The 12,931-nt window shown below is 74.0% G+C and carries 11 protein-coding genes; 8 read left to right on the plus strand and 3 right to left on the minus strand.

Annotation, left to right across the window (positions count from 1 at the left end; translation table 11 throughout):
* Positions 1 to 6: 6 nt before the first annotated feature.
* Positions 7 to 993 carry an MBL fold metallo-hydrolase gene (locus tag FB558_RS41415; RefSeq protein ID WP_425468171.1) on the plus strand — a complete coding sequence of 329 codons (987 nt, stop codon included), beginning with the start codon at positions 7 to 9 and terminating at the stop codon, positions 991 to 993.
* Here the strand turns inward: FB558_RS41415 and FB558_RS41420 are convergent.
* A complete protein-coding gene (locus tag FB558_RS41420; protein WP_142064847.1) occupies positions 978 to 2,774 on the minus strand; it encodes an acetyl/propionyl/methylcrotonyl-CoA carboxylase subunit alpha in 1,797 nt (598 codons plus the stop codon). The genes FB558_RS41415 and FB558_RS41420 overlap by 16 nt on opposite strands.
* Positions 2,775 to 2,908: 134 nt before the next feature.
* On the opposite strand from FB558_RS41420, the gene FB558_RS41425 reads away from it, so the two are divergent.
* Genes FB558_RS41425 through FB558_RS41450 form a run of 6 tightly spaced genes read left to right on the plus strand, consistent with a single transcriptional unit; the run spans position 2,909 to position 9,395 of the window.
* Entirely contained in the window at positions 2,909 to 4,468 is a 1,560-nt protein-coding gene (locus FB558_RS41425; RefSeq protein WP_142064850.1) for an acyl-CoA carboxylase subunit beta, read from the plus strand.
* Positions 4,468 to 5,274: an enoyl-CoA hydratase/isomerase family protein gene (locus FB558_RS41430; RefSeq protein ID WP_170231805.1), complete on the plus strand. Its 807-nt coding sequence runs from the start codon at positions 4,468 to 4,470 to the stop codon at positions 5,272 to 5,274. Before FB558_RS41425 ends, FB558_RS41430 begins: the two co-directional genes overlap by 1 nt.
* Positions 5,275 to 5,285: 11 nt before the next feature.
* Positions 5,286 to 6,071, plus strand: a complete 786-nt coding sequence (locus tag FB558_RS41435) for an ester cyclase (protein ID WP_142064856.1) — start codon at positions 5,286 to 5,288, stop codon at positions 6,069 to 6,071.
* The gene (locus FB558_RS41440) at positions 6,068 to 7,303 is read left to right on the plus strand and encodes a cytochrome P450 (RefSeq protein ID WP_142064859.1); all 1,236 of its coding nucleotides are present in this window, start codon (positions 6,068 to 6,070) and stop codon (positions 7,301 to 7,303) included. The genes FB558_RS41435 and FB558_RS41440 overlap by 4 nt, the downstream gene beginning before the upstream one ends.
* Positions 7,303 to 7,500, plus strand: coding sequence for a ferredoxin (locus FB558_RS41445; RefSeq protein WP_142064862.1), 198 nt, complete (start codon positions 7,303 to 7,305; stop codon positions 7,498 to 7,500). Before FB558_RS41440 ends, FB558_RS41445 begins: the two co-directional genes overlap by 1 nt.
* Positions 7,497 to 9,395: an oxidoreductase gene (locus tag FB558_RS41450; RefSeq protein ID WP_142064865.1), complete on the plus strand. Its 1,899-nt coding sequence runs from the start codon at positions 7,497 to 7,499 to the stop codon at positions 9,393 to 9,395. The genes FB558_RS41445 and FB558_RS41450 overlap by 4 nt, the downstream gene beginning before the upstream one ends.
* Positions 9,396 to 9,739: 344 nt before the next feature.
* Here the strand turns inward: FB558_RS41450 and FB558_RS41455 are convergent, their stop codons facing one another.
* A complete protein-coding gene (locus FB558_RS41455; protein WP_142064868.1) occupies positions 9,740 to 10,885 on the minus strand; it encodes an acyl-CoA dehydrogenase family protein in 1,146 nt (381 codons plus the stop codon).
* A 10-nt stretch (positions 10,886 to 10,895) separates the two neighbouring features.
* A complete protein-coding gene (locus FB558_RS41460) occupies positions 10,896 to 11,657 on the minus strand; it encodes an SDR family NAD(P)-dependent oxidoreductase (protein ID WP_142064871.1) in 762 nt (253 codons plus the stop codon).
* 113 nt (positions 11,658 to 11,770) lie between these two features.
* Here FB558_RS41460 and FB558_RS41465 point away from each other — a divergent pair, with 113 nt between their 5' ends.
* Entirely contained in the window at positions 11,771 to 12,919 is a 1,149-nt protein-coding gene (locus FB558_RS41465) for a thiolase family protein (protein WP_142064874.1), read from the plus strand.
* Positions 12,920 to 12,931: the final 12 nt, after the last annotated feature.

Raw genomic sequence — 12,931 nt, forward strand, 5'->3', positions numbered from 1 at the left:
CCGGGCGTGTACACCCCCGCACCGGGGGTGCACCGCATCCCGCTCCCGCTGCCGGGCGACGCGTTGCGCGCGGTGAACGTCTACGCCGTCGAGCTGGCCGACGGGGTGCTGCTCGTCGACGCGGGGCAGGTGTTCTCCGGTGCCGAGGAACAGCTCGAGCAGGCCCTCGGCGCGCTCGGGCGCGGGCTGTCGGACGTGCGGCAGGTGCTCGTCACCCACGTCCACCGCGACCACTACACGCTCGCCGTCGGGCTGCGGCGGCGCACCGGCGTGCCGGTCGCGCTGGGGGAGGGGGCGAAGAAGTCGCTGTCCGTGGCGAACACGGACGCGTTCGCCCTGGCCCCGCAGGTCGCGGCCCTGCATCGGTGCGGGGCGGACGCGATCATCGCGGCGATCGCCGGGACGTCGGGACGCGACGGCATGCCCGTCGACATCTGGGAGGAGCCCGACACCTGGCTCGCCGACGGCGCCACCGTCCCCGCCGGGGAGCGCACCCTCACCGCCGTGGCCACCCCCGGCCACACCGCTGGCCATCTGGTCTTCCACGACGCCGCGTCCGCGCTGCTGTTCGCCGGGGACCACGTGCTGCCGCACATCACCCCGTCGATCGGCTTCGAGGCGGTACCGGTGCCGCACCCGTTGCGCGACTACCTCGGCTCGCTGCGCCGGGTCCGAGCCCTGCCGGACGCCATGCTGCTGCCCGCGCACGGCTCCGTGGTGCCGCGGGCGCACGCCCGCATCGACGAGCTGCTCGCGCACCACGACACCCGGCTCGCAGACACGTTCGCCGCGGTCCGCGCCGGGCGGGAGACCGCGTACGCCGCCGCAGGCGGGCTCACCTGGACCCGGCGCGGGCGCAGGCTGGAGGAGCTGGACCCGTTCAACCAGATGCTCGCGGTCCTGGAGACGGCCGCGCACCTGGACGTCCTGGTGCTGCAGGGCGAGCTCGTGGTGGAGGAGCGCGACGGGGTGGCCGGCTACGGGGCAGCCTGACCCGACGGCCGGCTCGGCGGGGTCACCTCCGCCAGGATCGTGCCCGCCGCCACCGATGCTCCCGCGGTCACGTGCAGCGTCTCGACCGTGCCCGTGATCTCGGACCGCACCTCGATCTCCATCTTCATCGCCTCCAGGACGACGAGCACGTCGCCCGCCGCGACGGCCGCGCCCTCCTCGACCGCGACGGCGACGACGGTCGCGTCCATCGGCGCGGTGGGCGGTGCGCCGGGGCCGTCCGCGGCCCGGCCCGCGGACACGTCCGCCCGGCCGGGCCGGTCGGAGAGCGCGACCTCGGTGCCCTGCGCCGGTGCGACGCCGTAGATCGCGACCTCGACCGGACCCCGGTCGGTCGCGATGCGCACCCGCCGCGCCGGCCGGGCAGCCGTGGAGGCGGCCCGGGCCTGCGGTGCGGCAGGGCGCAGCGCCGGGTCGGGTGCCCAGTCCCGCTCCAGCGAGCCGGTGTCGTGGACGACGGCGGCGAACTCGGCCGACGCGAGCACCCCGCGCAGGTACGGCGCTGTGGTCGGCACCCCCTCGACGCGCAGCTCGTCGAGGGCCGCGATCAGCCGCCGCCGGGCGGTGTCGCGGTCCGGGCCGCGGGCGAGGACCTTGCCGAACATCGAGTCGTACTCGGCCGCGACGGCGTCGCCGCTCTCGATGCCCATGTCGCAGCGCACCCACGGGCCCTGCGGCGTGACGAGCGTGGCCACCCGGCCCGGCGCGGGCCGGAACGACTCCCACGGGTCCTCCGCGGCGATCCGCGCCTGGATCGCGTGGCCGTCGAGGCGCACGTCGTCCTGGGTGAACCACAGCTTCTCCCCGCCCGCGACGGCGAGCTGCGCCGCGACCAGGTCGAGCCCGGTGACCATCTCGGTCACGCCGTGCTCGACCTGCAGCCGGGTGTTCATCTCCAGGAAGAAGTACTCACCGGTGCCCGGCAGCACGAGGAACTCGACGGTGCCCGCGCCGAGGTAGCCGACCTCGCGGGCCAGGCGGGCGGCGTCGTCGCGCAGCCGGTCGCGCACGCCGGCCGGCAGGTCGGGCGCGGGCGCCTCCTCGACCAGCTTCTGGTGGCGCCGCTGCACGGAGCAGTCGCGGTCGCCCAGGTGCACGACGTTGCCGTGCGCATCCGCCAGCACCTGCACCTCGACGTGCCGCGGCCGCTCCAGGTAGCGCTCCAGGTGCACCTCGGGCCGGCCGAACGCGGCGCCGGCCTCGCGGGCGGCAGCGGTCAGCGCGGTGTCGAGCCCGGCGGGGTCGTGCACGACGCGCATGCCGCGCCCACCGCCGCCGAACGAGGCCTTGACCACGACGGGCCAGCCGATCCGTTCGGCCACGGCGTGCGCCTGCGCGGGGTCGGAGATCGTGCCCGGGCTGCCGGGGGCTACCGGCACGCCGCACGAGCGAGCGACGTCCCGGGCCGCGACCTTGTCTCCCATCCGGGCGATGACCTCGGCCGACGGCCCGACGAACACCAAACCCGCGTCGGCGACCGCCTGGGCGAAACCGGCGTCCTCGGCGAGCATCCCGTATCCGGGGTGCACGGCGTCGGCGCCGGCTTCCTGCGCCGCGGCCACGATCGCGGCGACGGACAGGTAGGACTCGCGGGCCGGCGCGGTTCCGATCCGGTACGCCTCGTCGGCCATCCGGACGTGCAGGGCGCCGGCGTCCGCGTCACTGTGGACGGCGGCGGTACGCAGGCCGAGCTCCCGGCAGGTCCGGATGATCCGGACCGCGATCTCGCCGCGGTTGGCCACGAGAACCGTTCGGATGTCCATGACCCGCCCATTCGTCTGCTGCACGGAGCGCTCCGCTCTCCCGGGGCCGGCGCGACCCTCTGCCTACCAATCGACCGTCTGGTAGTCTAGCGTCCGCCCAGGAGACCATTCCACCCCACGACGAGGGAGGCCCGGTGACAGTCGCCGAGCCCGGCGCCGCGATGGCCGAGCGGATCGCCCAACTGCGTGCGCGCAAGGAGCGCTCGCTGGAGATGGGAGGTCCCGCGGGCCTGCGCAAGCACCGCGAGTCGGGCCGGCTGCCGGTCCGCGAGCGCATCGACATGCTGGTCGACCCCGGGTCCTGGTTCGAGATCGGGGCGCTCGCCCTGCCCGAGCGGCGCACGGACAAGCACGTCCCCGGCGACGCCGTCGTGACCGGTTTCGGCCTGCTCGACGGGCGGCGCGTCGGCGTCATCGGCATCGACGCCAGCGTGCTCGCCGGCACCACGGCCCCGATCAGCATGCGCAAGCAGGGGCGGCTGATCGAGCACGCCCAGCGCCACGGCTTCCCGCTCGTGCTGCTCTGCGACGCCGACGGCGGCCGCATGCCCGACGTCTCCGGCTGGCGGTTCTCCGGGCTCCCGCTGGACTTCACGACGTTCCTGAAGCCGCCGCCGGGCGACCCGGTCGTACCGCGGGCGGCCGCGGTGCTCGGGCCCAGCTACGGCGACTCGGCCCTGCACGCGTCGACGGCGCACTTCGTCGTCATGCTGCGCAGCGCGTCGATCGCGCTCTCCGGCCCGTCGGTCGTGGAGCCCGCGATCGGGGAGAAGGTCACCGACGACGAGCTGGGCGGCCCGGCCGCGGCCACGGAGGCGGGCAACGCGCACCTCGTCGTCGACACGGAGGCCGACGCGATGGACGCGGTCGCGGCGTTCCTGTCCTACCTGCCGCCGAACTCCACCCAGGAGCCACCGTGGGGGCCGCCGCTGCCGCCGGCGCGCGACCCGGAGGACCTGGAGGAGATCGTCCCGCTCGGTGCGCGCAGCGGCTACGACGTGCGCGACGTGTTCACGTGCATCGCCGACGAGGCCTCGATCCTGCCCTGGGCGGACGGCTGGGGCGGCTCGGTGCTGTGCGCGCTTGCCCGCGTCGAGGGCCGACCGGTCGGGCTGGTCGGCAACCAGCCGATCGTCCGCGCGGGCGCGCTGGACCCGGCCGCGCTGGCGAAGGAGCGGGCGTTCGTCGACCTCTGCGACACGTTCGGGCTGCCGCTGGTCTTCCTCCACGACGTGCCCGGCCTGATGATCGGCACGGCCGCCGAGCGGGGCGGCATCCTGCACGGCTACGAGGCGCTGGTGTCGCGGATCGCCGAGGCGACGGTCCCGAAGGTGGGAGTCGTGCTGCGCAAGGCCTACGGGGGCGGGCACTTCGCGATGGGCGGGCGGCCCACGAAGCCCGACTTCCTGTTCGCCTGGCCCTCGGCCGAGCTCGGCTTCATGGCCCCGGAGACCGGCATCCGCACCATCCACCGCCGCAGGCTGGAGACGGTGCTCGCCGAGCAGGGCGCGGACGCGCACGCCGCGCTCGTCGCCGAGCTGACCGCGGAGTGGAACGCCGAGGCCGAGCCGTGGGAGGCCGCGGCTCACCTGTCGCTCGACGATGTCATCGAGCCGTCCGAGACCCGCCGGGTGGTGGCGACCGCGATCGCGATCGCCGCGCACGGCCGGTTCGCTGGGAGCAAGGGGACATGATGGACGAGTCGCTCACGACGCGGCGCAACGGTGTCGCACCACCCAACATCAGGGTCGACGTCGACGGGTCCGTCGCGGTGATCACGATCGACGCACCCGCGAAGCTGAACGCGATGGGGCGCACGTTCTGGCCCGAGATGCGCGAGGCCCTCGCGGCGCTGGAGGCGGACGGGCGGACCCGCGCGGTGATCGTCACCGGGGCCGGGGACAAGGCGTTCTCCGCGGGTGGGGACATCGCGGGCTTCGCCCAGCTGGAGTCCACGCAGGCCAGGCGCGACTTCCAGCGCGACTGCATGCGCACGTTCGCCGCCGTCGAGGAGTGCGGCCTCCCGGTGATCGCCGCGGTCAACGGCTACGCGATGGGCGGCGGCTGCGAGCTCACCCTGGCGTGCGACGTCGTGATCGCCGCCGAGAACGCCGTGTTCGGGATGCCGGAGTCGGCCGTCGGTCTGGTGCCCGGGTTCGGTGTGCTGCGCGCGCCGTCGGTCATCGGCAGGCACTGGACGAAGCTGATGATGTTCGCCGGTGAGCGGGTGGACGCCGAGACCGCGCTGCGGATCGGCCTCGTGCAGAAGGTCGTGCCCGCCGCCGAGCTGATGGAGGCGGCCCGCGCGCTGGGCGAACGGATCGCCGCGCACGCGCCGCTGGCCATCGCGGCGGGCAAGGGGCTGGTCAACCGTGGCGTCGACCGCGGCGAGTTCGACCACTCGACCGCCGCGCTGACCGCCCTGCAGAGCTCCGCCGACGTCGCGGAAGGCATCCGGGCGTTCACGGAGAAGCGCCCGCCGGTCTTCCAGGGCCGCTAGGGGGTGACGGGATGGACCCCTTCGTCGCCCTGATGCGGCGCTACGTCAACGACTACACGAACCGGCACGACACGAGCGTCTGCCCGGAGCTGATGGAGCCGGACTACACGTTGCGGATGGGACCGCACGTGGTCGGCGGGCGGGACGAGCGCTACGTCCCGGCCGCGCAGAAGCAGTTCACCCAGTTCCCGGGACTGTGCCTGACCGTGCACGAGATCATCTGCAACGGTGACCGGCTGGCGATGCGGTTCTCCGAGCACGGTGCGTCGGTCCGCCACGGTGGCGCCATCGCGTCCTGGCAGGGCATCGGGCTCTACCGGTGGAACGGCACGAAGCTCGTCGAGAACCTGGTGGAGCAGGACTACCAGGCCCGCCGCCGCCAGCTGGCCGACGGCGTCCCCGATCCGGTCGCCGCGCCCGCGCTCGCGCCGTGGGACACCCAGGCCGTGCCCGCCGATCCGACGGCGGAGCAGGTGGTGCGGGACTGGATCGCGGACGGCGCCCCGGCCGGGGCGGTCCGCGTCGACGACGGCGATACGGGCGTCCTGCAGCTGGAGCCGTCCGACGTCGTCGACGACCTGTTCTCCGCAGGGCAGGCCGTCGCCTTCCGGATCACCCGTGACGGCCGGTACGCGGGTGGCCTCGACGGCGTCGACCCCGCACTGGTCGGGGCGCCCTCGACGCTGCACCTGGTCGGGATCGTGCACGTCGCCGGCGGGCGGGTGGCGGGCGGGCAGATCATCCGCGACCGGCTGGGCATGGCGCGCAGCCTGCAGCCCGTGGAGGTGAAGGCATGACGTCGGTAGCGATCGACGACGACCTGCTCACCGCGGAGGCGACCGCGGACCCGTACCCGCTGTTCGCGCGGCTGCGCGAGCAGGACCCGGTGCGCTGGAGCGCACGCCACCGGGCCTGGCTGCTCACCCGCTACGACGACGTCTCGGCGGCCTTCCAGAACAAGGCGCTGTCCAACGACCGGGTCCGGCCGCTGCTGGCGGCCCGTCGGGAACGCGGGGAGCCCACCCGCGAGCCCACCGCCGCCGACCGGGTCCTCGAGCTCATCGGCGAGTGGATGGTCGTCTCCGACCCGCCCGCGCACACCCGGCTGCGCCGGCTCGCGGCGGGCGCGTTCAAGGGGCAGCGGATCTCCGCGATGGGCGAGCAGATCACGGCGCTCGTCGACGAGCTGGTGGAGTCGTTCGCCGGCGGCGACCTCATCTCCGAGATCGCCTACCCGCTGCCGGCCACCGTGATCGCGACGATGCTCGGCGCGCCGGCGGCCGACCGGGACCGCTTCCGCGAGTGGTCCGACGAGCTCGCGCTCGTGGCGTTCGGCACCGGCGGCGACGCGCGGGCGGAGCGGCACGAGCGCGCACTGCGTGGGCTGCGTGAGATGGACGCCTACTTCCGGGAGCTCATCGCGCTGCGCCGCCGCGAACCGGCCGAGGACATGCTCACGGCCCTCATGGCGGCGGACGGCGACTCGGCCGCGGGCGACCGGCTCTCCGACGACGAGCTGGTGTCGATGTGCGCCCTGCTGCTGTTCGCCGGGCACGAGACGACCACCAACTCGATCGCCAACGGCGTGCTCGCGCTCCTGCGTCACCCGGGCCAGCTGGCCCGGCTGCGCGCCGACCCGGAGCTGATCGCGCCGGCCGTCGAGGAGCTGTTGCGCTTCGACGGGCCGATCAAGGTGCTGAACCGGTGGGTGGTCGCGGAGACCGAGATCCGCGGGCGCCGCATCTCGCCCGGCGAGCGGGTGCACCTCGTGCTGGCCTCGGCCAACCGCGACCCGGAGAAGTTCGCCGATCCCGACACCCTCGACCTGGCCCGTCGCCCCAATCCGCAGATCGCCTTCGGCAAGGGCATCCACGCCTGCATCGGGGCCCAGCTGGCCCGGATGGAGACGCGCATCGCGGTCGCCCGGATCGTCGAGCGGCTGCCGGGCCTCGCCCTGGCCGCCGAGCCACGGTGGAAGCCCAGCCTGGCCTCGCGTTCCCTCGAGGAGCTGCGGGTGGAGGTGAGGTGATGAGGATCGGCGTGGACCCGGACGTGTGCGAGGCGCACGGGCAGTGCTCCGTCGTGGACCTGGACCTGTTCCCGCTCGACGACGACGGCTACAGCGCAGTGGGCCCGGACCGCGAGGTGCCGCCGGGCGAGGAGGAGGCGGCGCGGATCGGGGTGGACGCGTGCCCGGTGCGGGCGCTGCGGGTGCTGTTGGGATGACCAGGCACGACGTCCTCTTCGAGCCGGTGCGACTCGGCGGGCTGACCCTGCGCAACCGGCTGGTGATGGCGCCGATGGGCACCTGCCTCGACGTCGGCGGCCACATCACCGACGACACGATCGCCTACTACCGGCGCCGGGCCGATGGCGGCGTCGGCACGATCACCGTGGAGGGCTGCCTCGTCTCGGCCGAGACGATCGGGCCGGAGCCGAGGATCAGCGGGCCGGAGTACCTGCCCGGGCTGCGCAGGCTGGTGGAGGCGTTGCGGCCCTACGGCGTCACGGTCGGGGTGCAGCTCATGCACCCGGGCCGGCAGGTCGTCGACGGGCCGTCGGTGGCGCCCTCGCCGATCCCGCTGAACTCGGCCTCGCCGGTGCCGCGCGAGCTGACCGGCGAGGACATCGCCGGCATCGTGCGCGACTACGCCGCGGCCGCCATGCTCGCGGCCGACGCCGGGTTCGACTTCGTCGAGGTGCACGGGGCGCACGGCTACCTGCCGTCCAACTTCCTCTCGCCGCAGTTCAACCGGCGGACCGACGCGTACGGCGGGTCGCTGGAGAACCGCGCCCGCTTCTCGGTCGAGGTGGCGCGCGCGATCACCGAGGCAACCGACCTGCCGCTGGTGTGGCGGCTCAACGGTGACGACGGCCCGAGCGGTGGCCTGACGGTCGACGAGGCCGCGCGAGTGGCCGCCGTGGTCGTCGGGGCCGGGGCGTCGGCGATCAGCGTCTCGGCGGGAACCTGGCTGTCGCTGCAGGTCACGCTCGCGCCGATGGCCGTGCCCCGCGGGCACATGCGCCCGCTCGCCGCGGCGGTGAAGCGGGCCGTCGACGTCCCGGTGATGGCCGTGGGCCGGCTCGACGATCCGGACGAGGCGGCCGCCGTCGTCGAGTCCGGGGACGCCGACCTGGTGCTGCTCGGGCGGGCCTTGATCGCCGAGCCGGACTGGCCGGACAAGGTGCGCGAGGGGCGGCTCGCCGAGCTGCGCCCGTGCATCGCCTGCAACGCCTGCGTCGATCTGGTCGGTCGCGGCGAGCGGGCCCGCTGCGCGGTGAACCCGGAGGCGGGCCGCGAGCTCACCTGGGAGCTCAAGCCCGCGGTGACGCCCCGGCGGGTGATGGTCGTCGGAAGCGGTCCGGCCGGGATGGAGGCCGCGCGGGTCGCGCGGCTGCGGGGACACGACGTGTCGATCTGGGAGCGCGACGGCCGGCTCGGCGGCAAGCTGGAGGTCGCGGGGCTCGCGCCGAGCAAGCGCGAGGTGCTGCGGTTCCGGGCGCACCAGGCACAGCGGCTGGCCGACCTCGGCGTGGCGATCCACACCGGTGTCGAGGTGGACGCTGCGCTGGTGGAGCGTGAGACACCGGACGCGCTGGTCGTCGCCACCGGGGCGGAGCCGCTGGTGCCGCCGATCCCGGGCATCGACGCGCCGCACGTGCACGACGCGCAGCGGCTGCTGCGCGGCGAGGTCGCGGTCGAGCCGGGGCAGCGGGTCGTCGTCATCGGCGGCAGCGCAACCGGCTGCGAGACCGCCGAGCTGCTCGCCGCCGGGGGCGTGCGGGTGACGATCGTCGAGATGCGCGCCACCATCGGGCGCGGCATCGAGGCGATCACCCGCCGCCAACTGGTGCGGCAGCTGCGCCAGGACGACGTGGAGGTGCGGACGAAGGCGACGGTCGTGGCGATCGAGCCCGGCGCGGTCGTCCACACCGATCCGGAGGGCGCCTCGCACGACGTGCCCGCCGACCTGGTCGCGCTCGCGATCGGCTGGCGCCCCACCGGCGAGTCCTTCGAGACGCCGCCCGGGGTGGAGGTGTGGGTCCTCGGTGACGCGGAGCAGCCGGCGGACTTCGTCCGCGCGGTCAACTCCGGGGCGGATGCGGGGCTGGCGCTGTGAACGACTCGGGTGCCGCGCGGAGCCCGGACAATCCGGCCCTCACCCCATGCGTTGCCGTATCAACCACGGTGATCGGTCCGAGCCGCACCACACGGCCGCCGCGACCACCCTGGTGTGCGACTCACCCCGATCAACTGCGCTTGATCGCGGCGAGGCGTACACCGGTGCTGCCGCGGCGACCGTGGCGTGCGGGTCGTCTCGATCATGGGTTTCGGTCGGGGCGGGGGAACGTTCCTGGCCGACCGACCACCTCCTCGACGGGCAAGATCGGTCCGAGTCGGACCTCATCGCTGCGGTGACTGCCCTGGTGTGCGGCTCGCCGCGATCGATCGCCCGTGGCGGCATCAGTCCCCGGCGACCACGGCGCGACCGACGACCTCTTTCATGATCTCGTTGGTACCGCCGTAGATCCGCTGGACGCGGGCGTCGCGCCACATGCGGGCGATCGGGTACTCCTCCATGTAGCCGTAGCCGCCGAACAGCTGCAGGCACCGGTCGATCACCGAGCACTGCAGGTCGGTGGTCCAGTACTTGGCTCCGGCGGCTTCCTCGGCCGTGAGCTCCCCGTCGACGAGGGCCTGCACGCAGCGGTCGACGTAGACGCGGGCGACGCCGACCTGGGTGTGCAGGTCGGCGAGCTCGAAACGGATGGCCTGGTGCGCGCCGAGCGGCACGCCGAAGGTGGTGCGGTCCCGGCAGTGCGCGAGGGCGAGGGCGAGCGCCCGTTCGGCGGCGGCGACGGCGAGGACGGCCATGGACAGCCGTTCGCGGGGGAGGTTGCCCAGCACGACGCGCAGCCCGGCTCCCGGCTCGCCGACGACGTTGCCGGCCGGAACCCGGCAGCCGTCGAAGAACAGCTCGGCGGTGTCCTGCGCCTTGCGGCCGATCTTGTGCAGCGGACTGCCGCGGGTGAAGCCGGGGGTTCCCGCCTCGACGGCGAGCAGGCTCATGCCCCGCCCGTCGCGCTCCCCGGTGCGGGCCAGCACGAGCACGAGGTCGGCCTGGGCGCCGTTCGTGATGAAGGTCTTGGTGCCGTCGAGCACGTACTCGCCGCCCTCGCGGCGGGCGGTGGTGCGGATCGCCTGCAGGTCCGACCCGGTGCCGGGCTCGGTCATCGCGATCGCGGGGATGAGCGTGCCTGCGGTGAAGCCGGGCAGCCAGCGCTCGCGCTGGTCAGGGGTCGTCAGCCCGATCAGGTACGGCGCGAGGATGTCGTTGCCGAGGGTGAAGCCGTCGCCTGCGGTGCCGGTGGCGACGGTCTCCTCGGCCATCACCGCGTTGTAGCGGAAGTCGGCGATGCCGAGCCCGCCGAACTCCTCGGGCGCCTCGAAGCCGAGGAACCCGGCGCGGCCTGCCGCCTCGAAGAACGACCGGTCGACCAGGCCGGACTCCTCCCACCGCTCGGTGTGCGGCACGGCTTCGCGCTCGAGGAACCGCCGGAACGCCGACCGGAAGTCGTCGTGTTCGGTGTCGTAGAGCGTGCGGCGCACGGACGTCTCCCTACAGCCGGGTGGCGGCGTCGAGGCGCACGACATCGCCGTTGAGCAGCGTGTTCTCCATGAAGCTCGCCACGAGCTGCGCGAAGTCGTGCGGAGTGCCCAGTCGCTTGGGGAACACGTGCAGGTCGACGAGCGACGCGCGGCGCTTCTCGTCGGCGCCGGCGAGCATCGCGGTGTCCATGATCCCCGGGCAGACCGTCATCACCCGGATCCCCCACAGCGCCAGGTCGCGGGCGAGCGGCAGGGTGAGGGCGACCAGGCCGCCCTTGGACGCGGAGTAGGCGGCCTGGCCCACCTGGCCCTCCAGCGCCGCGGCGGAGGAGACGTTGACGACCAGGCCGCGCTCGCCCTCCGACGAGGGTTCGTTGCGCGCCATGACGGCGACGGCGCGGCGCAGCACGTCGAAGCTCCCGACGAGGTTGACCTCGACCGTCCGGCGGAACGTGTCCAGCGGGTGCAGCTCGCCCTTGCGTGACAGCACCCGGGCCGCCGGGCTGATGCCGGCGGCGTTCACGCACACGTCGATGCGGCCGAACGTCGACGCTGCACCGTCGACGGCGGCCTCGACCTGGTCGGGATCCGAGACGTCGACCGGGAAGAACGCCCCCGCGTCGCCGAGCTCCCCGGCCAGATCGGCGCCGTTCGACGTGGGCAGATCGAGGATCGCGACGCGGCCGTCGCGCTGCGCGAGGTGCCGCGCCGTCCCTGCGCCGAGGCCGGATGCCCCGCCCGTGACCACTGCCACCGAACCGTCGATCTGCACGTCGTCGTCCTCCTCGTCGTCATCGGGAGTCTATCCACTCAATCAAACGATAGGTAGGCTAGGGATGCAGGGCGAGTGACGGCGCCGGAGGGCGCCGGGACGAGGAGCGCAACGTGCGGGACGCAGTGATCGTGGAGGCCGTCCGGACCCCGGTGGGGAAGCGCAACGGTGGGCTGGCCGGGGTCCATCCGGCCGACCTGTCGGCCCACGTGCTGGGCAGCCTCGCCGAGCGGGCCCGGATCGACCCGGCGGTGGTCGACGACGTCGTCTGGGGCTGCGTGTCCCAGGTGGGCGAGCAGACGTTCGACATCGCGCGCACCGCGGTGCTCGCCGCGGGCTGGCCCGACACCGTCACCGGGGTGACCGTCGACCGCCAGTGCGGCTCCTCGCAGCAGGCGGTGCACTTCGCCGCGGCCGGGCTCGTCGCGGGCCAGTACGACGTCGTGGTCGCAGGCGGCGTCGAGTCGATGAGCCGGGTGCCGATGGGCAGCTCGATCGGCGACGCCGACCCGTTCGGCCCGCGGTTCACGGCCCGCTACGGCGGGGTCTTCCCGAACCAGGGGGTCGGAGCGGAGATGATCGCCGAGCGGTGGGCGCTCTCGCGCACCCAGCTCGACGAGTTCTCCCTCGCCAGTCACGAGAAGGCCGCTGCGGCGCAGGACGACGGCCGGTTCGACGGGCAGATCGCCCCGGTCACGCTGCCGGACGGCACGGTCGTGGCGAAGGACGAGGGGATCCGCCGAGGCGGCACCGTGGAGGGGCTGGCGAAACTGAAGCCGGCCTTCGAGCCGGAGGGCGGGGTGATCACCGCGGGCAACAGCTCGCAGATCTCCGACGGGTCCGCCGCGCTGCTGATGACCACGTCCGAGAAGGCCCGGGAGCTCGGGCTGACCCCGATCGCCCGGGTGCACACCACCGTGCTGGCCGGCGCCGACCCGGTGATCATGCTGACCGCGCCGATGCCCGCCACCGAGAAGGCGCTGGAGCGCTCGGGCCTGCGGCTGGAGGAGATCGGGGCGTTCGAGGTCAACGAGGCGTTCGCGCCGGTGCCGCTGGCGTGGCTGCACGATCTCGGGGCCGACCCGAAGGTCCTCAACCCCAACGGTGGGGCGATCGCCCTCGGCCACCCCCTCGGCGGCTCGGGTGCCCGGTTGATGACCACGCTCGTGCACCACATGCGGGACAACGGGATCCGCTACGGGCTGCAGACGATGTGCGAGGGCGGCGGGCAGGCCAACGCCACCATCCTCGAGCTGCTCTGACCAGGGTCGTTC

The organism is Pseudonocardia kunmingensis (assembly GCF_006716445.1).
GTDB lineage: Bacteria > Actinomycetota > Actinomycetes > Mycobacteriales > Pseudonocardiaceae > Pseudonocardia > Pseudonocardia kunmingensis.